The sequence below is a fragment of the bacterium genome (assembly GCA_030690305.1).
GTDB lineage: Bacteria > Patescibacteriota > Minisyncoccia > Phycocordibacterales > JAGLPS01 > JBBUCK01.
In genome coordinates, this window is the sequence record JAUYHB010000020.1 from 21,976 (window position 1) to 46,058 (window position 24,083).

22 protein-coding genes are annotated in these 24,083 nt (G+C 45.6%); 6 read left to right on the forward strand and 16 right to left on the reverse strand.

Annotated features, from left to right (window positions below):
• Positions 1–59 precede the first annotated feature (59 nt).
• The 4 genes from fusA to Q8O71_01895 form a co-directional block, all read right to left on the reverse strand.
• The gene (fusA, locus tag Q8O71_01880) at positions 60–2,201 is read right to left on the reverse strand and encodes an elongation factor G (GenBank protein MDP2705131.1); all 2,142 of its coding nucleotides are present in this window, start codon (positions 2,199–2,201) and stop codon (positions 60–62) included.
• A gap of 36 nt (positions 2,202–2,237) precedes the next feature.
• Positions 2,238–2,708 carry a 30S ribosomal protein S7 gene (gene rpsG, locus Q8O71_01885; GenBank protein MDP2705132.1) on the reverse strand — a complete coding sequence of 157 codons (471 nt, stop codon included), beginning with the start codon at positions 2,706–2,708 and terminating at the stop codon, positions 2,238–2,240.
• A gap of 3 nt (positions 2,709–2,711) precedes the next feature.
• Complete coding sequence (gene rpsL, locus Q8O71_01890; protein ID MDP2705133.1) at positions 2,712–3,125, reverse strand: 30S ribosomal protein S12; 414 nt, start codon at positions 3,123–3,125, stop codon at positions 2,712–2,714.
• Between the two features lie 147 nt (positions 3,126–3,272).
• Complete coding sequence (locus Q8O71_01895) at positions 3,273–3,896, reverse strand: site-2 protease family protein (GenBank protein MDP2705134.1); 624 nt, start codon at positions 3,894–3,896, stop codon at positions 3,273–3,275.
• Between the two features lie 44 nt (positions 3,897–3,940).
• Between Q8O71_01895 and Q8O71_01900 the strand changes: the two genes are divergently transcribed.
• Positions 3,941–4,183, forward strand: coding sequence for a L28 family ribosomal protein (locus tag Q8O71_01900; protein MDP2705135.1), 243 nt, complete (start codon positions 3,941–3,943; stop codon positions 4,181–4,183).
• A gap of 23 nt (positions 4,184–4,206) precedes the next feature.
• Here the strand turns inward: Q8O71_01900 and Q8O71_01905 are convergent, their stop codons facing one another.
• Positions 4,207–5,061 (reverse strand): ComEC/Rec2 family competence protein, encoded by an 855-nt coding sequence (locus Q8O71_01905; GenBank protein MDP2705136.1) that lies wholly within the window; start codon positions 5,059–5,061, stop codon positions 4,207–4,209.
• A gap of 185 nt (positions 5,062–5,246) precedes the next feature.
• Positions 5,247–5,477: a hypothetical protein gene (locus tag Q8O71_01910; GenBank protein ID MDP2705137.1), complete on the reverse strand. Its 231-nt coding sequence runs from the start codon at positions 5,475–5,477 to the stop codon at positions 5,247–5,249.
• Between the two features lie 103 nt (positions 5,478–5,580).
• On the opposite strand from Q8O71_01910, the gene Q8O71_01915 reads away from it, so the two are divergent.
• Together Q8O71_01915 and Q8O71_01920 are read left to right on the forward strand one after the other, a co-directional pair.
• Positions 5,581–6,174: a Fe-Mn family superoxide dismutase gene (locus tag Q8O71_01915; protein MDP2705138.1), complete on the forward strand. Its 594-nt coding sequence runs from the start codon at positions 5,581–5,583 to the stop codon at positions 6,172–6,174.
• A gap of 100 nt (positions 6,175–6,274) precedes the next feature.
• Entirely contained in the window at positions 6,275–7,018 is a 744-nt protein-coding gene (locus Q8O71_01920; GenBank protein MDP2705139.1) for a complement resistance protein TraT, read from the forward strand.
• A gap of 127 nt (positions 7,019–7,145) precedes the next feature.
• Here Q8O71_01920 and Q8O71_01925 read toward each other — a convergent pair whose 3' ends face one another.
• From Q8O71_01925 to recJ, 3 genes are read right to left on the reverse strand one after another with little or no spacing between them, the layout of a single operon-like run.
• Positions 7,146–8,639, reverse strand: coding sequence for a ComEC/Rec2 family competence protein (locus Q8O71_01925; GenBank protein MDP2705140.1), 1,494 nt, complete (start codon positions 8,637–8,639; stop codon positions 7,146–7,148).
• On the reverse strand, positions 8,611–9,330 hold the full coding sequence (locus Q8O71_01930; protein ID MDP2705141.1) for a ribonuclease H: 720 nt from the start codon (positions 9,328–9,330) through the stop codon (positions 8,611–8,613). Before Q8O71_01930 ends, Q8O71_01925 begins: the two co-directional genes overlap by 29 nt.
• A gap of 24 nt (positions 9,331–9,354) precedes the next feature.
• The gene (recJ, locus tag Q8O71_01935; GenBank protein MDP2705142.1) at positions 9,355–11,046 is read right to left on the reverse strand and encodes a single-stranded-DNA-specific exonuclease RecJ; all 1,692 of its coding nucleotides are present in this window, start codon (positions 11,044–11,046) and stop codon (positions 9,355–9,357) included.
• A gap of 16 nt (positions 11,047–11,062) precedes the next feature.
• On the opposite strand from recJ, the gene Q8O71_01940 reads away from it, so the two are divergent.
• The gene (locus Q8O71_01940) at positions 11,063–11,479 is read left to right on the forward strand and encodes an HIT family protein (protein MDP2705143.1); all 417 of its coding nucleotides are present in this window, start codon (positions 11,063–11,065) and stop codon (positions 11,477–11,479) included.
• Positions 11,480–11,883: 404 nt separating this feature from the next.
• Here the strand turns inward: Q8O71_01940 and Q8O71_01945 are convergent, their stop codons facing one another.
• The 7 genes from Q8O71_01945 to Q8O71_01975 form a co-directional block, all read right to left on the reverse strand.
• Positions 11,884–12,993 carry a phosphoglycerate kinase gene (locus Q8O71_01945; GenBank protein MDP2705144.1) on the reverse strand — a complete coding sequence of 370 codons (1,110 nt, stop codon included), beginning with the start codon at positions 12,991–12,993 and terminating at the stop codon, positions 11,884–11,886.
• 3 nt (positions 12,994–12,996) lie between these two features.
• Positions 12,997–13,764 carry a triose-phosphate isomerase gene (gene tpiA / locus Q8O71_01950; protein MDP2705145.1) on the reverse strand — a complete coding sequence of 256 codons (768 nt, stop codon included), beginning with the start codon at positions 13,762–13,764 and terminating at the stop codon, positions 12,997–12,999.
• 43 nt (positions 13,765–13,807) lie between these two features.
• On the reverse strand, positions 13,808–15,250 hold the full coding sequence (locus tag Q8O71_01955; GenBank protein MDP2705146.1) for a hypothetical protein: 1,443 nt from the start codon (positions 15,248–15,250) through the stop codon (positions 13,808–13,810).
• The gene (locus Q8O71_01960; protein ID MDP2705147.1) at positions 15,247–15,876 is read right to left on the reverse strand and encodes a prepilin-type N-terminal cleavage/methylation domain-containing protein; all 630 of its coding nucleotides are present in this window, start codon (positions 15,874–15,876) and stop codon (positions 15,247–15,249) included. Before Q8O71_01960 ends, Q8O71_01955 begins: the two co-directional genes overlap by 4 nt.
• Positions 15,877–15,879: 3 nt before the next feature.
• Positions 15,880–17,679, reverse strand: a complete 1,800-nt coding sequence (locus Q8O71_01965; GenBank protein ID MDP2705148.1) for a hypothetical protein — start codon at positions 17,677–17,679, stop codon at positions 15,880–15,882.
• Between the two features lies 1 nt (position 17,680).
• Positions 17,681–18,850 (reverse strand): type II secretion system F family protein, encoded by a 1,170-nt coding sequence (locus Q8O71_01970; protein ID MDP2705149.1) that lies wholly within the window; start codon positions 18,848–18,850, stop codon positions 17,681–17,683.
• Between the two features lie 70 nt (positions 18,851–18,920).
• The gene (locus Q8O71_01975) at positions 18,921–20,678 is read right to left on the reverse strand and encodes a GspE/PulE family protein (GenBank protein MDP2705150.1); all 1,758 of its coding nucleotides are present in this window, start codon (positions 20,676–20,678) and stop codon (positions 18,921–18,923) included.
• Between the two features lie 119 nt (positions 20,679–20,797).
• Here Q8O71_01975 and nusA point away from each other — a divergent pair, with 119 nt between their 5' ends.
• The gene (gene nusA / locus Q8O71_01980) at positions 20,798–21,997 is read left to right on the forward strand and encodes a transcription termination factor NusA (protein MDP2705151.1); all 1,200 of its coding nucleotides are present in this window, start codon (positions 20,798–20,800) and stop codon (positions 21,995–21,997) included.
• Positions 21,998–22,083: 86 nt separating this feature from the next.
• Positions 22,084–24,060: a sodium-translocating pyrophosphatase gene (locus Q8O71_01985; GenBank protein ID MDP2705152.1), complete on the forward strand. Its 1,977-nt coding sequence runs from the start codon at positions 22,084–22,086 to the stop codon at positions 24,058–24,060.
• The last annotated feature ends 23 nt before the right edge of the window (positions 24,061–24,083 follow it).

Below are 24,083 nucleotides of genomic sequence, written 5' to 3' on the forward strand. Positions count from 1 at the left end.
TAGTCAACCAGTAGGCCGTGCTCTCGGAAAGAAAATCCGCCTTTCGGCGGATTTTTAATTTATTTTCTTGCTTCAACGATAGTTAAAGCGACATTTTGAGGAACAATGGCGTATTGATCGAACTCGATGTTGGTACTTGCACGGCCCTCCGTCATTGAACGCAAAGAAGTGACATAGCCAAAAAGTTCGGAAAGAGGAACTTTCGCCCGAATTACTTTGAGACCCGCGCGGTCATCCATTCCTTCAATCTGACCACGTTTTGAACTGAGGCTTCCTGTAACATCACCCATGAATTTTTCCGGAGTCAACACCTCAACTTTCATAATCGGTTCAAGTAATACCGGTTTAGCGCGGCGGGCGGCATCCTGAAACGCCTGTGATGCGGCAATTTTATATGCGATTTCTGAAGAGTCAACATCGTGATATGAACCGAATGTCAGTTCGACTGAAACATCAACCATCGGGTACCCCGCAACAACTCCCCTACTCATTCCTTCCTTAACACCTTCCTTTACGGCCGGAATAAATTCAGCGGGAATAATGCCTCCTCTGATGGAGTCTATAAATTCAAAGTGGTCTTCGCGGTATGTATTTTTGGGAATTTTCTTCCCCTCAACAAGTTTTTCGAGAGGTTTAACCGTAATTTTGACGTGGCCATACTGGCCTTTTCCGCCTGACTGCTTGATGTATTTGTTTTCGGCTTCCGCTTCCATGGTAATGGTTTCCTTGTATGCAACCTGCGGTTTGCCGACGTTTGCCTCAACATGGAATTCCCGCTTCATGCGGTCAACCATGATTTCAAGATGTAATTCGCCCATGCCTGAAATAATGGTTTCGCCCGTTTCGGGATTTGAAGAAATTTTAAACGTCGGGTCTTCATCGGAAAGACGTTTGAGCGCCATGCCCATTTTTTCCTGGTCGGCTTTGGTCTTAGGTTCGATGCGCAAGGAAATAACAGGGTCAACGAATTTAATCGCTTCAAGAATGATAGGATTATTTTCATCACAAAGCGTGTGAGAAGTTTTTGCGTCTTTTAGTCCGACAGCCGCGGCAATTTCCCCGGCATAAACCGTCTGCACTTCTTCACGTGCATTCGCCTGCAATCGCACGATGCGGGAAAGGCGCTCCTTTTTCCCCGTTGAAACGTTGTAAATGTATGTCCCCGCTTCAATCGTTCCGGAGTACACGCGGAAAAATGTCAGTTGTCCGACAAACGGGTCAACTTGAAGTTTGAATGCGAGAGCGGCAAACGGTTCTTCGTCTGACGCGTGCCGGGTAATTTTCTCTCCCGTATTGGGGTCGGTCCCTACGACTGCGGGCATGTCGAGAGGAGATGGAAGATAGTCCACAACAGCATCCAAGACAAGCTGAACTCCTTTGTTTTTGAGAGCGGAGCCTGCAAGAACAGGGAAAATTTTCGCCTCGATAACGGCTTTGCGCAACGTCTTCTTCAAATCCGCAAGGCTGATTTCTTTTCCTTCAAAGTATGCGTGCGTGAGAGCGTCATCGTGTTCAACGATTCTTTCAATAAGTTCCGCGCGATGTTTTTTCGCATCGTCGAGAAACTCCGCCGGAATTTCTTCTTCGCGGACCTCCTCTCCCATTTGTCCGTCAAAGTAAAACGCTTTCATTGTAAGCAGGTCAATAACTCCTTTATGATTTTCTTCATGACCGATGGGAATTTGCATGCGCACGGCTTTTTTACTTAGTCGGTCAAGAATTGTTTTATACGAGTGTTCAAAACTCGCTCCCATTCGGTCGAGTTTGTTGATAAAACAAATACGGGGCACGTTCCCTTCGTCGGCATACCTCCAGTTTGTTTCGGACTGCGGTTCTACTCCGGCAACGCCGTCAAAGACGACAACCGCACCGTCAAGAACACGCAAAGAGCGTTTCACTTCGGCAGTAAAATCGATGTGCCCGGGAGTATCAATAATGTTAAAGCGACATTTTTCCGAAACATCCGTCTTCATGTAGGTTGGATTCCAAAAACAAGTAATGGCGGCGGCGGTAATCGTAATGCCGCGCTCTCGTTCCTGTTCCATCCAGTCCGTTACTGTGTCTCCTTCGTGCACTTCCCCGATTTTGTGCGTCATTCCCGTGTAAAAGAGAACACGCTCTGACGTCGTTGTTTTGCCGGCGTCAATGTGAGCGATGATACCGAAATTTCTGACTCTCTCTAGGGGATAATCGCGATTCATAAAAAACTAAATGTATACTGCTCTATTAAAAAATAATTACCAGGCGAAATGAGCGAAGGCTTTGTTTGCTTCGGCCATTTTGTGAGTCATTTCTCGTTTTTTGACGGCCTCGCCTTGATTTTGGCTTGCCAAAAGAATTTCATCGGCAAGACGCATGTGCATCGGTACTCCGGTTTTTGCTTTGGCGGCGTCAAGAATCCACTTCATTGCCAAGTACTGTCTTCGTTCCGGACGAACTTCGCGGGGAATCTGATAGTTTGCCCCACCGACACGTCGGGAACGGACTTCAACCAAAGGCTCGGTGTTTTTGAGTGCGGTTTCAAAAATTTCAAGCGGGCTTTCGGTTTTCCCTTTTTCTTTCAGCACGTCAAATGTTGCGTACGCAAGCGTGCGTGCGGTGTTTTTCTTCCCGCTTTTCATTATGTAATTGATGAATTTCGAAATCTTTACGGACTGGTAGGTCGAATCGGGTCGAATTTCTATTTTTTTACTTAGTTTTCTGCGCATATGTTATGAAGATTTTGGTTTCTTGGTTCCATATTCACTTCTCTCTTTTCGGCGGGCTTCAACTCCAGACGCGTCAAGAATACCGCGAACGATTGTATAACGGAGACCGACGTCACGAACTTTTCCTCCGCGGACAAGCACAACCGAGTGTTCCTGAAGGTTGTGTCCTTCCCCGGGGATATAGGCGGTTACTTCCATTCCGTTTGTCAGACGCACACGGGCGATTTTACGGATAGCGGAGTTAGGCTTTCTTGGAGTTTTGGTCGTTACTTTCGTGCACACACCTCTCTTGAAAGGAGAGTTGTAAGCAATGGGACGGTTTTTGAGCACGTTGAAACCGCGTGTCAGAGCAAGGGTCTTTGACTTCCGTTTTGGGCTTTTTCTTTTGTGTTTTACCAATTGGTTGATCGTCGACATACTTGTCAAAATAAAAACCTGATTTTTGTTTTAACGTTGCGGAAACATATGAGCAGGAATGCCGCTCCTCGCTCGTCAAAATAAACAAAAAAGCGCTTCCGCTTTAGTAGCCAATACTTTAATATGGTCGGCCTAAAAATGCAAGCATCATTGGAACGAAATACCGGTAATAAGAGAGAAGAGAAAGGCGACAATTGGCGTAATAAATCCCCAAAGAAAGAATACAAATATAAGGAGGAGAAAAAGGCTCCATTCCTCAATGCGGGCCCGCCACTCATAGAGACGGTGCGGAAAAAGGGCAAAAAGGATTTTTGAACCATCAAGCGGTGGGATAGGGATAAGATTAAAAACCGCCAATATAAGATTTATCTGAACAAGAAGCACCGCGATTGAAAGAAAAGTTTCCGGAAGAAATCCGTATAAAAGACCGAAACGCACGAGCAGCCCAAATACGCTAGCGAGTACAAGATTTGTTGCAGGACCGGCGCCGGCGACGAGGGCCTCTCCCCACCTTGGACTTTTAAGGTTGTACGGATTGTACGGAACCGGTTTCGCCCACCCGAAAATAAATCCTCCCGCGTAGTAAGAAATCGCGGGAACAATTACCGATCCGAGGGGGTCGATATGGCGAAACGGGTTAAGTGTCAGTCTTCCGGAAATTTTTGCCGTATCATCTCCCAGAGCAAGGGCCATATAGCCATGCGACACCTCGTGAGAAACAACGGACATAATAAGAATGGCTATGGCAAAAATGAAGTCCAACTCTTGCATAGTAATGTCGTTAATGATACCATCAGGTACTAAATTACAAAAATATGGCTAATATTTGCCCGATAACAAACAAATCATCGAAAAACGGCGGTGGCTACAGCAACAGAACGCGTGCCACGCAGTTTAACCCTGTCGGGAAAAGCCGGAAGCAGGTCAACATTCAGAAAAAGAAAATCTATATTCCGGAACTCAAGAAAACAATTGCTCTGATGCTTTCCACAAAAGCAATAAAGACAATCCAAAAGAACGGTGCTTTCGCCACTCTAAAAAAAGCAGGCCTTATCTAACCCAATCCGCCTCTCGGCGGATTTTAGTTTGCAAGTACGGGTTCTCCCCCGTCAGAGGTGAATATGATTGTTCCCATTTCATCAGTTCGTACAATTTGTGCGCCAAAATCGGAGAGGGTCTGAAGGACTTCCGCGTGCGGATGCCCATATGAATTATTTTCACCCGCGGAAATCACGGCATAGTCCGGAGAAGTCGCGCTTACGAATGCTTTTCCCGTGGAAGTTTTTGACCCGTGATGTCCGGCTTTTAAGACATCAACATCAACGCCTGTTGCGTTAAGAAATGTAAGATAATTTTCAATTTCTTTCGGAGAATCCCCGGTTAAAAGAAAGGATGATTCCTCATAAGTAAGAATTCCCACGATAGAGGCGGTATTCGTTTCAAAATCAGTGACATCTCTGTCAGGAAACAGGACAAGAAAAGAGACGCCACTTCCCAAATTGATTTTCATTCCGCGCCTTGCAAGAATTTTTTTAGCACCTTCATTAGCAACAGATTTTCCAAGTGTCTTATATATCGCCGTATCGGAGGAAACTCCCGGTTCAATAAAAGTTTTTATATTGAAATGTTCAAACACCGAGGGAAGCCCACCGATATGGTCGGCGTCAGGGTGGGTGGCAAGCACGATATTTATAGATTTATCATATAAGGGCATCACTTTGGAAAGCTGCGAGAGCACCGCTTTCCCTTTTCCGCCGTCAATAAGCATTTGATTTCCGTTTGGTGCTTGAATAAAAATTGCATCACCTTGTCCGACATCAAGGAAGGTGACAGTAAGATGTCCCCTCTCTTCGCCATAAACCGCATACCATATAAAACCATTGACAATAAAAAGAAAGACGAGAACAAAAACCCTGAAACGTGTGTAGTAATTCATTGGAAACTACTTCTGTGTTTACGTTTCTTCAAGTGGGTACTTCGCGTTTTTGTTGGCCTGATGGATACCAAAAATGTTTCCTTCGCTGTCTATGTACATGCAAATTGACTACGTGTGTTATTAATACAATGTTTTAGTTAACCTATTTTAGCACAAGGAGATTTTCTTAATTTCTTTAGGCTTGATTATGAAACGTTGACGTTTCGTGGAAGCCAATCGATAAGTTTTTTGCGATGCTGGTCAAGCGACCATAGGTTGCCGTGCTTAAAAAGCATTGAGTGTGCGCTTTGAAACTTTTTTAACAACTCGACAGAGGCGCGCGGATAGCCTTCGGGCATATTTTTATTATAGAATTCCAAAAAAGCAGAAAGAGATATCTGCATTTCGCTCGGTTTTAATTCTTTCTCGCGTTTCATCTCATAATAATACCACATATCAATGGAAAAATCAATATTTAAGGCCAAAAATTATCTGACTTTTTGAATTCAAAAAACACAAATGTGATAAAATGGGAATATTATGCATACATACTCACCACAAAAATTCAGCATCCCGACGTTAAAAGGAATCTCGCAAAAGCAGATTGATATACACTTGGTCCTCTACGATGGATACGTCAAGCACGTCAACCTCATCCGCGAGCGGATACAGGAATTGAACACCGAGCCGGAAAAGAATAATTATCTTGCTTCGGAAATCCGTCGTCGCTTCGCTTTTGAATTCAACGGCATGCGTTTGCACGAATTTTATTTCACATCATTTGAAGGAGGCTCCAAGGAAGCGAATACCGAAAGCGAATTGGCAAAAAGCGTTTCCGAAAAATACGGAAGCTGGCAAAAGTTTATCGAGCACTTTACGACCGTCGGACTCACGCGCGGAAACGGCTGGTCAATTCTCTACTACGACCCCATTGGCAAAACTCCTCATGTCATTTGGGTAGACGAACATCACATCGGGCACCTCGGTTCTTTGCCTGTAATTTTGGCTATGGATATGTGGGAGCATGCATATATGGTGGACTATCTCCCCGCACAAAAAAAAGAGCATATTACAGCCTTTCTTTCCAACATTAATTGGGAGACTGTGGAAAAAAGATTGAAAGAGGTCATTTGACTTCTTGCAAAACAAGACTATTCTACGAGTAGAAGAGAGAGTCTGTTTGAGAGTCTATTTTAAAGATTAAGTTCATTGCCAACCGAAAAAGGAGGGGGCTATGAGGTATAGAACCTTTATGCTTTTTGTTATTGCAATTGTTACAATCTTTTCGCTCTGCGGATGCGCCGCAACCCAGATTGCAATGGAGCACAAAAACCTTGATGTTCAGACAAAAATGTCTGACACCATCTTTCTGTCTCCCGAGGAATTGGGGGACAAAACCGTTTGGGTTGATTTGAAAAACACGTCCGACAAAGACGTCGACCTTGGAGGAATCATTTCAACTCTTCAAGCAAGGGGCTATAGAATAGTCTCAAGTTACAAAGAGCCTCACAACCTAAGGCTTCAGGTTAATTTGCTACAAGCCGAAAAGACATCGCTTTCGGCCGCACAGCAATCGCTTCTCAACGGCTACGGCGGAGCGCTTGTCGGCGGAGTGGCCGGAGCATCTATCGGATCTCGCGGAGGATACGGAACTGCGGCTGCAGGAGGTATCGGCGGTGCACTTCTGGGAGGACTGATTGAAACAATGATAAACGCGAGCGTGAAGGACGTAACCTATATGATGGTTACGGACGTGCAGGTTTCCGCCCATTCGAATAAAAAAGTTTCTCAACAAATGGCCGGGAGCATAAGGCAAGGAACATCGACCTCTCTGACGCAGAACGTCAGCGACGAGTCGGATTGGATAATTTACAGGACTCGGATAGTCAGCACGGCAAACAAGGTCAACCTGAAATTCCCTCAAGCATTACCGGAATTGGAGGCTGGCCTCAATCGGGTTATAGGAAATATTCTATAAACGACTCTCTCAAAAACTCACAGCCCGTCTTGATATACATCAAGACGGGCTGTTTTTTTTTGGAAATAAAGGGTATTAAACACTTTGTTTCGACTTCGACTCGAACGCTATGAACATGAAGACATGCTCACACGCTTCTCGCTCGTCGAAATAAAAATAGAAAAATAAAAATATATAACACAGCGGTTACAAAACCGGACAAATGAATCACCGCGACGGAAAACGGAAGATTTGAAAAGAAATGGGCAACGGCAAAAACATATGAAGAAATAATAGAAGTGAAAAGAGAAAATGGCGCTGCAAGCACGGGAGAAAATAAACCGACACACGCCGTCACAAAACCGCTAAACATGATAAGCGGAGTAAGAGGGAGGACTAAAAGATTGACCGGAAACGCCATAAGCGGGAACTCCCCTCCCCGGTAAACAATCAAAGGTAAGACAAGGAGTTGCGTGGCAATGGTTGCAACGGCAATTTCTTTAAACTGTGCCGGAATTTTTGAAAAATATTTTTCTATGAGGGGAGAAATTGCTATGAGCCCGAGTGTGGCAAGAAAAGACAACTGGAATGACGGGTCGAAAGCGGCGGTATAAGGATTGAAAAGTATCATAAGAAAAGCGACAAGACATAACAGCCGCACCGGAGCGGCATGCCGATAAAGCAATTTCCCAAGAATAACAACAAGGGCCATGAGCGCCGCGCGGACAATGCTCGCTTCAAAACCAACCATTGAAACGAACAGCAACACAAATGTCGACGCGAGGACATATGCGATTGTACGCGGAAGAAAAGAAGAGAAAAGCCAAAGGCTTGCCAGCACCACGAGAGAAATGTTGTAACCGGACAAAACGACAATATGAATAATGCCCGTTTTCCTGAATTCATCTTCAACATCTTTCGGAATAGACTGTTTTTCACCGAGCAACATTCCCGCAACCAGGGAAGCGTGCGGTTCCGGAAGAGTGCGGATAAGGCTTTGGGTGAATGTCTTTTTCATGGCAAGCAATTCCCGTCTTAAAGAGAAACTTGCACTCGGCGAAACCGATTGTATCTGCACATTTTTTATCGTATACAGAATGCCGTCTTTTTTCAGATACGAAACATAATCGAAGGTAATTCCATATTCATTTTCAAATGACTTCGGCTTTTCAAGTATGCCTAAAAGGAAAACCGTATCGCCGTACTGAAACGATTGATATGGATCTGTGGTAACAAGAATTTTGTTTTTCTTGGAAAAATTGGCCGGAATTTCAGTCCCATTTATGTTCTGCGCGAGAAGGATAATCCGAGCGGTCGTGTCCCCTTCCCGCGGCTCATCAACGATAATCCCGGAAACGGAAATACGTTCTGAAACAAAATCCGTGAAACGCTCTTGCGGAACAGCGAAATGGAAACGTAATGACCCGAAAGCAAATGCCAAAAAGAAAACTGCCAGAGAGGCAAGCGGCACAAAGATTTTTCCGCGCGTTTTCTTCAGAAAGAAAAAATACACAAAGAGATAAAAGGAAATGAGAAAGAAAAAACAAATTGAATAAATATCAAGAGAAACAAAAGAGCGGAGGAAAACTCCGCCCACAAAGCCGAAAAATAAACTATACAACCCTGCCGCCAAGCCCTTCATATTCCTTTATGAGCGCCGTCTCGTCCAAGTCGTCGCTTGTTTTTCGAAACCGGGCAGGTTTTCCCTTCACGGCCTTCTCGCACTCGCCCCATGTTGTGTGAATCCGAATAACACCGTCAAGCAGACTCACATACGAGTACGCTTTCACGTTTTTTCTTGACTTGCCTTCTTCGCGTTTTTCTCTTTTTCCTTCGTCATAGTCGGTATTTAAAATATCAATGCCATATTTGGGAAGCGGGCCGATATAGAGTTTCATATCCGTGCTCGTTGAAAATGATGCGGCAATCATATCCACTCGCTCGTTTCCGGGAAGTCCACTATGTCCGGAAACATGCCTCCACTCAATCTGTTTCTCTGAAATAAGACGGGCAAGATCTTGCCACAAAGAAAGATTAGCGACTTCTTTTTTGGCTTTTGTTTTCCATCCGCGTGTCTGCCAGTTCGTAAGCCACTTCTGCGCTCCGTTCACGACATATGCGGAATCGGTAAATAAGATGATCGGCGTATCATTTTTCACAGCCGAGAGTCCCCGCACAACCGCTTCCAATTCCATGGCATTGTTTGTTACGTTTTTTGCCGCACCTCCCAATTCCGCAACCGTTTCATTTTGGACAATAATACTTCCCCATCCCCCATTACCTGGGTTCCCCGATGAAGCACCGTCCGCAAAAATAATCGTCTGATTCTTCATTACACTCAGTATAACAAGAAAGATTTATCCTACCGTATCAATGATGCGCAAGCGTAATTCCGTTCGACCAGCGAAATAAGATTTTTCAAGCGTCGCTACAAGATTTGTTTTTTCTCCTTTTTCAACGGGGAAAGAAAGATTTTCCGGTTTCATAAAAAATCCGATGGCTGAAACCCGATTGCCGTTGGGAGACGAGAGCGTGAGTTTGAGATGCTCTTTTCCTTTGCCGAACAGTGAAACGTCAAAAACATCCGCCTGTTTGAAAAGAAATGTCGGCTTGGGATTGGCAATTCCAAACGGCGCAAGCGACGAAACAATACCGTATGTTCTGTCGTTCACTTCATCGAGAGAAAGGGTTGTGTCAACGTGCATAAGCGATTCTTCGGCCACGTGTTCAATCGTTTTGAATACTTTATTGAGACTGTCTTCAAGTGTGTGAATATGTTCGTGCGAAACGGAAAATCCGCCGGCAAGTTTGTGCCCGCCGAATTTCAGAAAATGGTCTTTCGCACCTTCCATTAATAACACAACATCCGTATTCCCCTCCGAACGGCACGAGCCTTTTATGGATTCCGATTCCGCTCGTCCCCACAAAAAAACCGGTCGTTCATATTCTTCGACAATACGCGTTGCAACAAGACCGAGCAAAGACGGTTTCCATTTAGGATTTCCAACCACGACAACATTTGAAAGTTTCCGTTCCGAAAGCACGTGTTTGATTTCTTTAACGAGAGAAGAAACGATTCCTTTGCGTTCATCGTTTATGGAGTTTAAATGCGATGCAAGCATCTGTGCTTCCTGTCTGTCATCCGTCGACAATAATTTGAACGCGTCATACGGGTCTCCCATTCTCGAGGCTGCATTGAGGCGCGGGGCAATCATAAAAGAAATATCGTCTTCGGAAAGTTTCGACGGGAAAATTTTCACCGATTCAAGCAACGCTTTTACTCCTGGACGTCGTGCGTGACGCAAAACGGTAAGACCATAAAAAGCGAGTGCGCGGTTTTCACCCGTCAGAGGCACCATGTCGGAAAGTGTTGCGATACCTACCATGTCCAACATCCATTTTTCTTTTCCTTTCGGCAGATTAAAGTTTTTTACCAAAAGAAGCGCCTGAATAAGTTTAAACGTCACTCCCGCTCCGCACAGCATGTCCTCGGGATATTCGCATCCGTCTCTTTTTGGGTTAAGAATCGCATATGCCGGAGGAAGTTTTTCTCCCGGCACATGATGATCAACAATGATGACGTCGATGTTGCGAGATTGGGCGAGGGTGATGGGTGAAACATCCGTCGTACCACAGTCTATGGTAATGATGAGAGAAACATTTTGCTCCGAAAATTCGTCAATCGCCTCTTTATGCACCCCGTACCCTTCGTCATGGCGATGCGGAATGTATACGGAAACATTTGTGTAACCGATGTATTTGAAAAAATCCGAAAGTATGACTGCGCCCGGAATACCGTCCGCGTCATAATCGCTGTAAATAACGATTTTTTCTCCTTTTTCAACCGCCGAAAGAATGCGCTTGACGGCTTTGTCCATATCTTTCAATAGATACGGGTCATGGAGGTCTCGTTCATAGTCGGGGTTTAAAAAAATGTCCGCCTCTTTTGCGTTGTTCACTCCACGATTGGAAAGGAGGGTAGCAAGAAGAACGGGTAAATCCATCAGTTCTTTCGGAATTTCCTGTTTTTTGAAGACAATCTTCCTCATGTATAATGAGTGTAACATGGAAGAAAAAGAGTGCATTTTTTGCAAAATCGCGCGGGGAGAGGTGCCCTCGGATAAAATTTACGAGGACGAACACACGTTCGCTTTTTTAGACATTGAACCGAACAACCTCGGACACAGCCTTGTTATACCAAAGGAGCATTTCAAAAACGTATATGAAACCCCCGATGAAGTTCTGGGACAGATAATGGCAACCGTAAAGAAAGTGACTCTGGCCGTGAAGAAAGGGATGGGCGCGGAAGGAATAAATATTGCCAACAACAACGAACCTGCAGCGGGACAGCTTGTCTTCCACATCCACGTTCACATCATTCCCCGTTATTCAAACGACGGTTTTCATCATTGGCCGGCAAAACCAAATTTCACTCCTGAACAATTCAAAGAAGCCGCCGAGAATATAAAAAAGGCATTGTAAAAAATAAAATAAGAAATCGCCACACATACATATGTGTGGCGATTAGGATTCAAGAATACATTCAAGAGAACATAGAAATAATGATCACCCCAAAACCGGATATTGCTACAACCGATCGGAATGCGAGATTATCACTTGGCGGGGGTGGCAGAAAAAACTTCACTATTGAAGCAAATCCGCAAATTGCGACTGCCTCATAGAGATAGCGAGACACAGGCAAACCGGAGGATTCTAAAGAGAGTATCATATAAATAACTACCAGCAACAAAATTTGTAAGATAGTGCAAAGAATGGCAAGTATGTCGAGCTTAAACTGGGAATACATTCTGAACCTCCTTTTTTTAGTTCACAATCAAAGAGCTTTTTGCCAATGCTAATACAAATTCTATATGCGTCAAGGGAAACTACGACAGTGCCTCAATTCCCGGTAATGTTCCTTTTGCCAAGAAATCAAGCATTGCTCCTCCTCCCGTGGAAATAAAGGAGAACTTATCGTTTAGTTTGAGTTTTGCAATCGCAGCGATTGTGTCCCCTCCTCCGACAACAGAGTGCGCATCAGAATCGGCAATGGCTTTTGCAACAGCAAGCGTCCCTTCGGTAAAACTTTCTTCATAGGCACCCAAGGGTCCGTTCCATAAAAGTGATTTTGAGCGCTTGACCGCGTCAACGATTTTTTCAAGCGTGTGTTCTCCCGCATCGACGATTCTGTCATTGTCCTGGATGTGAGAAACAGGAATCGAAAGAGACGTGCCACGCCTTTCTACAACGACATCTTCCGGAAGGATAAGGCGTTCGTCATTTAAAAAATTTCCAAGGTTAAAGTCTCCCTCGGTATACAAGGATTTTCCGATTGACAATCCTTTTTCTTTGAGAAAATTATTTGCAAGTGCGCCCGCGACAACAACCGTATCGGCAAGAGAAAAGAATTTCTCTATAAGAGGCAGTTTGGTGTCAAATTTTGCGCCACCCAAAATAAATGTGAAAGGATGCTCCGGATTCATTATCCCCCCAAGCTGGGTTGCCTCTTCAATAAAACGAAATCCCGCATATCCGGGGATGAATTTTGGTACGCCAACGATTGAGGCATGTGTTCTGTGGGAGGCGGGGAAGGCTTCGTTGACGTAGACGTCGGCAAGAGAGGCAAGGGATTTGGCGAACTGTTCGTTATTTTCTTTTTCTCCCGGATTGAGACGCAGGTTTTCAAGGAGGACAATGTCACCCCCCTTCATTGTATCCACAAAAGCGGATGAGCCGAGATACTCCTTCTCGAAAGTAAGCGGGAAAAATTGTTGCAGATATTCAAATACCGGATACAAAGAGTTTTCCTCTTTTCCTTCAAAGTGGCTTGCGAGAATAATTTTTGCGCCGCGTTCTTTTAAGAAACGGATGGTGGGAAGCGCGGAAGCAATACGGAAATCGTCCATGACGGCTCCCGAGAGAACAGGCACATTGAAATCAGCGCGCAGAAAAACTCTGACACCCGCGTAATTGTCTATGTCTTTAATGGTACGCATGTTTTACAATTTTTCCGCGATTGAAAGAATTTCTCCAAAACCTTCGGGTTCAAGACTTTGTCGTCCAACCAAAAGACCGTCAACTTCACCTTTGCCCAAAATGTCTTCGGCGTTGCGGGGACTTACCGAACCCCCATAGAGAACCGCCATACTCATTCCCGCACTGTATCCGTATACATCGGACACGACTTTTTTTACGAAAAGCACCATTTCATGGAGCGAGGCGCCCGTGATAGCTTCACTGTCGCTTTTGCCAATCGCCCAGACAGGTTCGTAGGCAACAATAACGTTCTCAAGAGATTTTTTTTGGACCTTGTCGAGAGACTGTTTTATTTGGGAAGAGAGGAATTGAAGATATTCTCCGTGAGTATCGCGTTCCCGTTCTCCGACGCAAAGAATAACCTTGAGTCCGTCTTTGAGAGCAATTTTTATTTTTTGATTGACTATTTCATTGGTCTCGCCGAGAGCGCGCCGTTCGGAGTGGCCGATGATTACGTATGTTACCCCAACGTTTTTAAGTATTTTTGACCCCACTTCCCCGGTAAACGCTCCTTCATTTTCCCAAAAAACATTTTGTGCACCAAGAATAATCTTTCCTTTTACAAGAGGCTGTAATAAAGAAAGGTACGGGAACGGAGGGCAGATTACCACCTTGCTTTTCCTTATTTTTGCGAGCTTTTTGCGGATAGAGAGAAAGGTTTTTTTAGCCGTTTCTTTGCTTGTCGGGTTAAGTTTCCAGTTACCCACAATGAGTTTCTCTGATTTTTTCATTCCCCCATTATAGCAAGACCGCCCCACTTGTGTGGGGCGGTCTTCAGATTTCTTTCCAGGAAATCGTTGAATACTGGTCGGAGGTCAAAGGAAAGTTCGGTGGAGGGCCGTATAAGAGATTGCCGTCGTAAATAATGTTTCTTGTTTCATAGCCGGTACCGTTGGTATACGCAAAACCATAACGTTGGTACGTGGCTATCATTCCATACGAAGTAATAGTGTCTCTGTCATGATACGGGGAACAACGTTGGGAACCTCCTGAAGGTGGAGCGTAATAAAACCGTCCGACTCGACCATTCTGGGCAACAAGAGCGGCATCAATACGCAAATCGTTTTCGGATACCATACCTATGTTTATATTTCGTTGGGCAATAAGGGCAATAACGTCCTGGCCGTCATAATTTGTGTACAGAAGATCATTATTTACGGTAATGTCGCGGCGTTGTGTCGGATTATCCGGAAAACGTCCCGCGGCAATAGTGAGACGGGCCGTATTTATGGTTCCATTTACCCACACATGGTCTTCAAGAAAAATGAGACCATTTGCCGGATTGGCGTATGTTCCGAGAAGTTGCTGGGTATTGATACTCCACGTTCCCCAGTTTTCTTGAGATGAAGCGCATCCCGACGGAGTCGAGACGACCGTATTGACGCGATACAAGTCAAACGTGTCGTTTGTTTTAAGCACAATATGGTATCCGAGTGAACCGGACGCGGCAAAATACCTTCCACCGGATTGCGCGAGGGCCTTTATATTGGAAAGGTCCGAAGTGATTCCCAAAAAGTCAACGGGGGCGACCGGGTATTGCCGTCCGGCCTCAAAGACATCGGGACGCAATGGCGGGTTCGTAGGAGGCACAGGATCCGCTGGGGAAAGACACGTGTGCACCGCCCATGAGGCGACGGTACACGCATCGGAGTCGCTGTCTGTTGTTGTACTTTGACCGCTTGTGACAATATTGTGGGCCAAACCGTCAAAACGGATTCCGAAATTCGAGTGAATGGGCCCGAACACTTCGGTCCCTTCTCCAAAGCGCATTCTGTCACTTGCCACTACAGCGTATTTAGCAAAAGACGGAATGGCAAGACGGACCTCTATGGCACGGGACACGGAAATAGGCGACGTGACAATTCCTGTTGACCGAACAGTCACTATGGTTGAGCCCGTAGCAGGAGGAGTAATATCGAGTCTGTACTGTCCGATTGTGTTTCCGTCCTTATCGTAAAAATCGTGATAATACGGGCCGGGACCTCCGGTTCCATCCTGATAATCATCGGCGTCATGAGCAAGATGCCAACGATAATAGTCGGCGCCGGCTTCGGCAATTTGGAACGCCTGTTCCCGGACTTCAATGTGCCGGATAGCCTTAAGCAAAAGCGAAGTCCAACTCACAAAGGCCGTTGTCACCACAATTGCGATGAAAGCGAAAACAAGGACGTTAACGATGATGACTCCCCTATTCTTTTTTCTTATGTCGTCTCTCATAGGTTATCTTTCAGATTCCGAAGTGATACCTGGCTTGTGAATGTTTTGGGAGCAGGTTCCCGATTAGGGTCCGCGTCAATAACAATGCTGATTTTCACAAGACGGATGGTTGCGGTGGTTACGGGCTGAGAAAGAGGTGCGGTCGTGCCGTCATAGTTCGTATCGTAGTAGGTAAAAACGGGCTGTGCTCCGTTTTGAACGTTACGAGCAAGAAGTGTTGTTACCTGTTCGGATGCCGGATTGTATTGCAAAGGACTCCCCGTCGGTTCAATCACTCCCTTTTTTAGATCGGTCGCGGACAGAAAATACCGCACCCTTTCTTGAATACCGTCATTGTCGATATCGCTGTAAAAGGCAAAACTTTGCGTTCCCGCCTCGGCTATCGGATACGCCCCGATGCCCGATGGCGAAGCGCTTCTCGCTTCACGAACCATAATACGCAACACGGAACGTGCATCCTGTGTTCCAAGCAAACTTTTGTCTATAAACCCCGCGAAATAAAGAATGTTCCTCTGAAATGTTCCCACGGCAAGGATGAGAATGCCGGCAATCGCTCCCACAACAACAAGTTCCGGGAGAGACATTCCTTTTTGTGGGTACGCTTGGTTTTTTTTCTTATTGAACATTTTTTACGGACTTGGAATTAAAATAACCTCTCGTTGTTGCCACGCGCTACTCACAAGCACACCCTCAACAACAGTTGTATCGTATCCGGGCTTGGAAACCGTCAATGTATAGGTATCTGCGGAAATTCCCGAAAAAATAATTTGCCCGGGAGGGGTACATTCGGAAGTGAAAGTAAAAGAAATATCGGCAACAGTCGGAGTGAAGGAGGAATTATCGGTGTGTAAAAATATTTTATACCGCAAATACCTGTCGCCGTTGTGGGCAGAAGCAATGTTGGAGTTTGAAACCGTATAATATGTGCCCGCCGTACCGTCCGGACCGAGATAATTCCACGTTGTTGTAGCCTGGTCATTTGTCGTCGCTATTTGGATGCGCACACTCTCCGCTCCGGTCGCCGGCGGTTGGTCTTGGGGTTGCCACATAATATTGTAAAAATTACTTTCCGAGCCCGTGTCAAATGTCGATGAGACAAGCCACCCATCGGAAGCATATGAACCGAATATTTGCTTAAGGGTCATGATACCGGCAGGGTTGTTGGTCTCAATATTGCTGTCGGAATCAAGGTATTTATTCGTGTCAACAAAAAACGCTTGTCCTGCACCGCCCGACCAATCAGTTTGGGTTAAGAAACCTCGTCCGGTCACAAGAGTTTCCGTATACGAAGCACCGTCATCCAGAGTAACCGATGCCCCCGATAAAGGAAGTCCCGTCGCAGAGTCTTTTATCGTCACCATAAGGCTGTCGGGGTTTTCCGGAGCAAGTATGATTTGGACGTTATGTATCGCCCCGGGATTGGCGTCAAAAGGAAATAAGGGATTCGAACCGATGAGATCGTGGGACGCGTCGGTAACCACCAATGTATAGGTGTCCCATTCCAAGCCTGTGATTGTTTCTGTTCCGTTGGAGTTGTCAGTTTGGTAATTCTGGCTGAACTTGATGACATTCGGGTCGGCCCCAATAAGTTTTGACCCTGTGAGCGTGAAAGGAACGTCAACCACAGCCGCACAATTGTCACGCACCGTTGAAAGATACAGCGTTGCGGTGTGATCTATGGCAAAACTTGACTGAGTCACCTGCTGTAAAACCACTGTCGCATGCGGAGAAACCGGATTATTGACTTCACTGCTTGAATACGTGGTTACGGTTGAATATCCTTCCTTGGAAACAGTAATTTTATACCGCTCAACTCCGGGCGGGATATCGACAATCTGGAGCATTCCTTGCGAATTGGTCACGTCGTTTATATTTATGGCGGGAGTTCCCGAGACGCTTTCAATATGGACGGAGGCATCGGGTACGTCTACCCCGTTTGCATCAAACACACGAACAAACAAAGCACCGTTCGTCGAGGCGGTTTCAAGATTTTTCGGGGCAATTCGGGTTGTAAATGTAAGCGGTGTAAATATATTGCACGTCGTGCAATCAACGGTTATTTCGACAAGTTTATTATCAGCCGGGGAAAGGTCGTTCGGACTTCCGCCGATAGTACCGTCAAAGGAAAGGTCAACATTACGGATGGTTGAGGTAACGAGAAACGTGTATGAGTCGCGCACAATCGTTTGTTGATACGGGATTTTCCCTGAAGGCAAACCTCCGATAATACCGACATCGCTATACGGAAGATTCCGAATGATTTCAAACTGTTCGTTTGCGAGGTTTGCCGCGACTATTTTGGACGTTGAAAGACGGACCGCCTGAAGCACCGACAAGTAGCCCTGATAAACACTTACGGCAATAACCAAAAACAACGCGGCCCCAATGAGCGTTTCAACAAGCGTAAAACCTGTTTTTTGTTTTTTCATTCTACTGAATAACATCGACAAGCGAGTACGTCGGACCGATCATGGCGAAAACAAAGAACCCGACACCGATTCCGACAAAAATCATGAGAAGCGGTTCAATAATGGTCGACATGTCCCTTGTCTTTTGGTCGACTTCGTCTTCATAAAACTGGGCAACACCCATGAACATGTCGGTCAATTTCCCCGTCTCCTCTCCGACACTTGCCATTTCGGATACGAAAATCGGATACAAGTCGGTTCGCTGGGAAAGCACTTCGGAAATATTTTCTCCTTTTTCAACCTGCATCTCCGCTTTTTTCAAAAGATCCTTGTAGAAAGAGTTTTGCAGCACGTCCCCGGTAATACGTATGGCAATAATCAAATCGACGCCGGCAGACAGAAGGGAGGAAAGTGTTCGTGCGGTGCGCGCCGAATTTATTTCTCTTGTAAGACCGTTTATGATGGGCGTTTTGAGCATAATGACATCAATAAGACGCGAGCCCTGTTTGGTGCGGGCAAAAGCGGTAATGGAAGAAAAGAAAAGAACAACAAATAGAATAGTGAGAATAAAATTATTACTCAAAAAATCGCTCACTCCGATGAGAATACGCGTGGAAAGAGGAAGCTCAACGCCAAGCTCTTTAAACGTTAAAGTAAGGGTAGGTACAACAAATACAAGCATCAGAACGGCAATCACGGCCATCAGCGCGACAATGACCGCCGGATACATCATGGCCCCCTGAATGCGTTTCTGTAAGGTGTATATTTTCTCCATTTGCATGGCAATGACTTTGAGGGATTGCGACATATTTCCGCTTTCCTCTCCCGCCTTAACCATGGAAATAAAGAGCGAGGTGAATACATCCGGAAATTTTTGCATTCCCTGACTCATCGTCTCTCCTTTATCAATTGATGCAATGAGCTCCGCGAGCACTTCCTTGAGTTTCTTGTTTTTCGTCTGTCGTTCCAAAACCGAAAGGGCACGGGAAACCGAGAGTCCGGCGTCAATCATTGAACCGAGGTTGCGGGCAAATTGTATTTTCTCCTGTGTTTTGACTTTACCGGCAAAAATATTTCCAAGGCGAAACATGCTGAGAAAAGAATTTTTTTGCCCGATTTCATGGACATATACAACCGCTTCCCCGTCATTTTTTATTTTTTGGTACACGCCGGCACGGTCTTGGGCTTCCATTGTTCCCTCATAGGACTGTCCCTCCTTATTTATGGCTTTGAAAGTGAATAGTGGCATTGTGAAAATAAAATTATTCCGAGGAGACGACCCGCAAAACTTCTTCAACGGTGGTAAGCCCCTGTGCGGATTTAAACAGCCCATCTTCAATCATGGTCATCATGCCCTCCTTCTTTGCCTGATCGTCTATGGCCTGCACCGGCGCGCCTTTAATAATAAGATCCTTAATTGGAGGAGTCACTCGGAGCACTTCATAGATTCCTATGCGACCGGCATATCCGTCCGGAGCATCCGCGGATTTTTTTGGATGATACAGAGGAACTTGCGACCAATCGACGTCTTCTTTGACAATTTTTTCCTTTTTGAGAAAACCTAGAACTTTTTCCATATCAACGGAACTTTCGAGAGATTTAATTTCGTTCTTACTTAGGAAATACTCTTCTTTTGCACCTGAAAGTTTTCTGATGAGACGTTGGGCAATGACGATGTTTAAAACCGACACAAGAAGGAATGGTTCGACTTTCATATCAACAAGACGAGGGATGGCTCCAGCAGCCGAGTTTGTGTGCAGAGTTGAAAGAACCAAATGACCGGTAAGAGAGGCGTTAACGGCAAGAGAAGCCGTTTCACCGTCGCGGATTTCACCAACCATGATAATGTCCGGATCCTGACGGACAAGCGTGCGCAAGCCGCTTGAAAACGTAAATCCGATTTCCGGTTTTACCTGCGTCTGGTTGATTCGTTTCATTTGATACTCAATCGGGTCTTCAATGGTTGAAATATTCACATCGGGGGTATTGAGAATATCAAGCATCGTATACAGAGTTGTTGTTTTTCCTGAACCCGTCGGACCAGTGGTTAAAATAATTCCCGTCGTGAGATTCATTGCGGTATGAATACTCTCGAGCGCCTCTCCGTGAAAACCAAGTGCTTCAAGGGTGAACCCGGAAACGCTTTCGCGGAGCACGCGCATCACGGTTTTTTCACCAAAATATGTCGGAAGCGTGGATACGCGGAATGACACATTTTCACCGTTCAGCTCGATTTTGAAACGCCCGTCTTGCGGAAGACGTTTTTCGTCAAGTTTAAGATTTGAAAGCACTTTGATACGGGCGGTGATGGAGGGTGCACTGTTTTTGGGAAGTACCATGGCATCATGCAACAAACCGTCAATACGGTATCGGACAAGCAACTGTTCTTCCATCGGTTCAATATGAATGTCAGAGGCATTTTGAATAATTGCGTGTTTGAGGAGTGTATCGACAATACGGATGACAGGAATGTCTTCGGCAAGTTTCTTCAGGTCGCTTTCCGACGCATCTCCCTCCCCCCCCTGTTCCGAAATCATCTTAAGAGAGGTCGCCTCCTTTTGAATAATGTCGCCAAATTCCGCCTTGAGGCTCTTTTGATACTGCAACAGAGCACTTTTCATCGATTCCTTGTCGGTAAGCCGCGGAAGAATTTTTAAACCGGTTTTTTTCTTGATAAAGTCGATAGCCGCCAGGTCTTCGGTATCAAGCATTGCGACTTCAAGAGTTTTATCCGCGACCCGGAAAGGAATAATATTGTGGTTGCGCGCGATGGGCTCAGGGATGAGAGAAAGCACGTCAAAATTTATTTTTTCTCCCTTCAAGTCCACAAAAGGAATACCGAGAATATGCGCCTGAATCTTCCTCAGGTCGTCATCGGTAATTTTTCCTTCTTCCACGAGTAATTGACCGACGCTTACTTTGCGCTCGGATGCTTTTTTATCCGCGGACTCAAAATCTTCCCGAGAAATCAGGTCGGAATCAAGGATAAATTCTTTTAATTGGGTTTCCTCAATGTGCATGGAGCGATATGTACAAAAATTATACCATAGCCGCGCCGCAGATTGACTTATTGCGCTAATTGTGTATGATATAGGCATTATCAAGTTCGCCTCACGGCGGACTCATTTTTTTATAACGTATGTCATTTGATCTAAAAGTCATTCACTCGGTCTTCCAGCAACTTGAAGGAGAACGGGGAATTCCAAAAGAAAAAGTTATTGAAGCCATTGAGATGGCGTTAGCAACCGCGTACCGAAAAGAGTACGGAAAAAAGGGCCAAATTGTCAGGGCCTCTTTCAACGCGGAAAACGGAGAAACAAATTTCTACCAGGTAAAAATTGTGGTTGATCCTTCTCAGGTCATCATGGACGAGGAAGCGGCTGTTACAGAAACAAGCATTGAAGGTAAAGAGGGTGAAGTAAAAGAAGTTTTTAATTCCGAGAAGCATATTTTCCTCAATGATGCGAAAAAAATAAAAAAGGACGCAGAGCTCGGAGAAGAAATCATCTTTCCTCTTGAAGCAAAGGAAGATTTCGGCCGCATCGCATCGCAAACCGCGAAACAAATCATTATTCAAAAAATCAGAGAGGCCGAAAAAGTATCCGTACTCGGAGAATTCGGGGAACGTGAAGAAGAAATCGTAAGCGGCACTGTTCAGCGAGTTGAACGGGGAAATATTTTTGTCGATATGGGACGGGCAACAGGTTTTTTGCCGTATGAAGAACAAATCAGAGGAGAACATTACCGACCCGGGGAACGCATCAGGGCATATTTATATAAGGTGGAAGAAACTCCCAAAGGAGTATTTTTGCGTCTTTCCCGCTCACACCCGAAATTTCTTGAAAAACTATTTGAAGTTGAAACTCCGGAAATAGGAGCGGGAGTTGTTGAGATTAAAGCTATCGCACGCGAAGCAGGTTCCCGAACAAAAGTTGCCGTATATTCAAAAGACGAGCATGTGGACCCTGTGGGCTCAATGGTTGGACAGCGTGGTGTTCGTGTTTCAACCGTTATGAGCGAATTGGGTGGAGAAAAAATCGACATTATAGAGTGGTCCGAGGACCCGAAGCAGTTTATTGAGGATGCGCTGTCTCCCGCCAAAGTATTAAGTGTGGCCATCATTGATGAGAACGAAAGAAAGGTTCGGGTTGAGGTTTCGGAAGACCAACAGTCCCTCGCTATCGGCAAAGGTGGACAAAATGTGAGGCTCGCAGCAAAATTAACGGGGTGGAAAATAGATATTCAATCTCCCCAAGGAGAGTCCGTTGCCGCAACCGACGGTGAACATGTTGATGTATCGGAAACGGTTAAAACAGAGAAGAAAGAAGAGGCTGTATAAGGAGTATTAAACCCTTAGTTACCGTCGCTCGTTCGGAAATAAATCAAAAAATTAAAACGTAATAATTAATTATTTTTTAACACGTTATGTCTACAATATACTGGCTCGTATTCGCTCCAATCACTATCGCGGTCTTATACAGTCTCTATATTATTCTGTGGCTCAGACGCCAGCCCGCCGGTAACGAGAAAATGGTCGCCATTTCCAAGGCAATTCAGGAGGGCTCGTCCGCGTATCTTAATCGTCAAAGCAAAACTATCGGAATAGTTGCTGTGGCCCTTTTTCTTCTTATCGGATTTTTGATTAATTGGACTGTGGCAACGGGATTTCTTCTCGGAGCTTTCCTTTCCGGACTTGCCGCGTATGTGGGTATGAATATCTCGGTTCGCAGTAACAGTAAAACCGCCGAAGCGGCCAAACAAGGGCTCGGGGCGTCATTTTCTCTTGCATTCAAAGCGGGTTCGGTTACCGGGCTTCTCGTTGTTGCCCTCGGACTTCTCGCAGTCGCAGGATTTTTTGCTTATACGGGAGACGTTAAATCTCTTATAGGCCTTGCGTTCGGTTCCAGTTTGATTTCCGTTTTCGCCCGTCTTGGGGGAGGGATTTTCACTAAAGCCGCCGATGTCGGAGCGGACCTCGTGGGGAAAGTTGAAGCGGGAATTCCGGAAGACGACCCACGCAACCCCGCGGTTATCGCGGACAACGTCGGGGACAACGTCGGGGATTGTGCCGGAATGGCTGCCGATCTTTTTGAAACATATGTCGTCACACTTACCGCGACAATGCTTATCGGTTTAATGACATTCACAGGCACTCAAATCTGGTTTCCCCTTGTACTGGGAGGTTTGGGAATTCTTGCCTCGGTTATTGGGGGACTTTTTGTCCGTTTATCGAGCTCACAAAATATTATGGGCGCACTCTATAAGGGTATGGGAGCGGCACTTCTTCTTTCTCTCGGATTATTTTACTTCGCAAGTTCAATGTTTTTCCCGGGTGAAACATGGCCGGTATTTTTAAGCACATGCATTGGTCTTGCCGTAACCGTTGCCATGGTTGTCATTACCGACTATTACACGGCAAAAAATTTCAGACCCGTTAAACTTATTGCCGAAGCATCGCGTTCGGGACACGGAACAAATATCATCATCGGTCTCGCTGTCGGGATGGAAGCGACCTTCTTACCGATTATCGTTATCGTCGCGGGAATTTTATTGAGTCATTCTTTACTCGGACTTTTGGGAATTGCGATTGCCGCCACGGCAATGCTTTCGGTTGCGGGCATTATTGTTGCCATTGATTCATTCGGCCCGATTACCGATAACGCGGGCGGAATCGCGGAAATGTCCGGCGCAGACAAAGGTGTAAGAACGATTACCGATGCGTTGGATTCGGTTGGAAACACGACAAAGGCGGTTACAAAAGGATACGCTATTGGTTCGGCGGGTCTTGCCGCTCTTGTATTGTTTGCCGGCTATGTCGAAGAACTTGCAGGCGCCGGAAAAGAAATTTCTTTCAGTCTTGGGGATCCGTTGGTTGTCGCAGGCCTTTTCATTGGAGGCACGGTTCCTTATTTGTTCGGCTCGCTTGCTATGCAAGCGGTCGGACAGGTTGCGGGTTCGGTAGTTGAAGAGGTGCGCCGACAATTCAGGGAAATAAAAGGCATTATGGAGTTTAAGGCAAAACCCGACTACAGCCGCGCCGTGGACATTGTCACCAAAGCAGCTTTGCAAAAAATGATTATTCCTTCCCTCTTGCCGATTGCGGCGGTGTTGTTCGTTGGTTTTTTCCTCGGTCCAATCGCCCTTGGCGGCGCACTTATGGGTGTTATCATTTCGGGTCTTTTCATGGCCATCTCAATGACATCCGGAGGTGCTGCATGGGATAATGCCAAAAAATATATCGAGGATGGAAATTTCGGAGGAAAAGGAAGTGAGGCGCACAAGGCTGCCGTGACAGGAGACACCGTAGGCGACCCGTACAAAGACACGGCGGGACCGGCAATCAATCCTCTTATTAAAGTAATGAACATCGTGGCCCTGTTGTTGGCGCCATTTCTGCTTTAACAGTTTAATTTAAAAGTGACTCT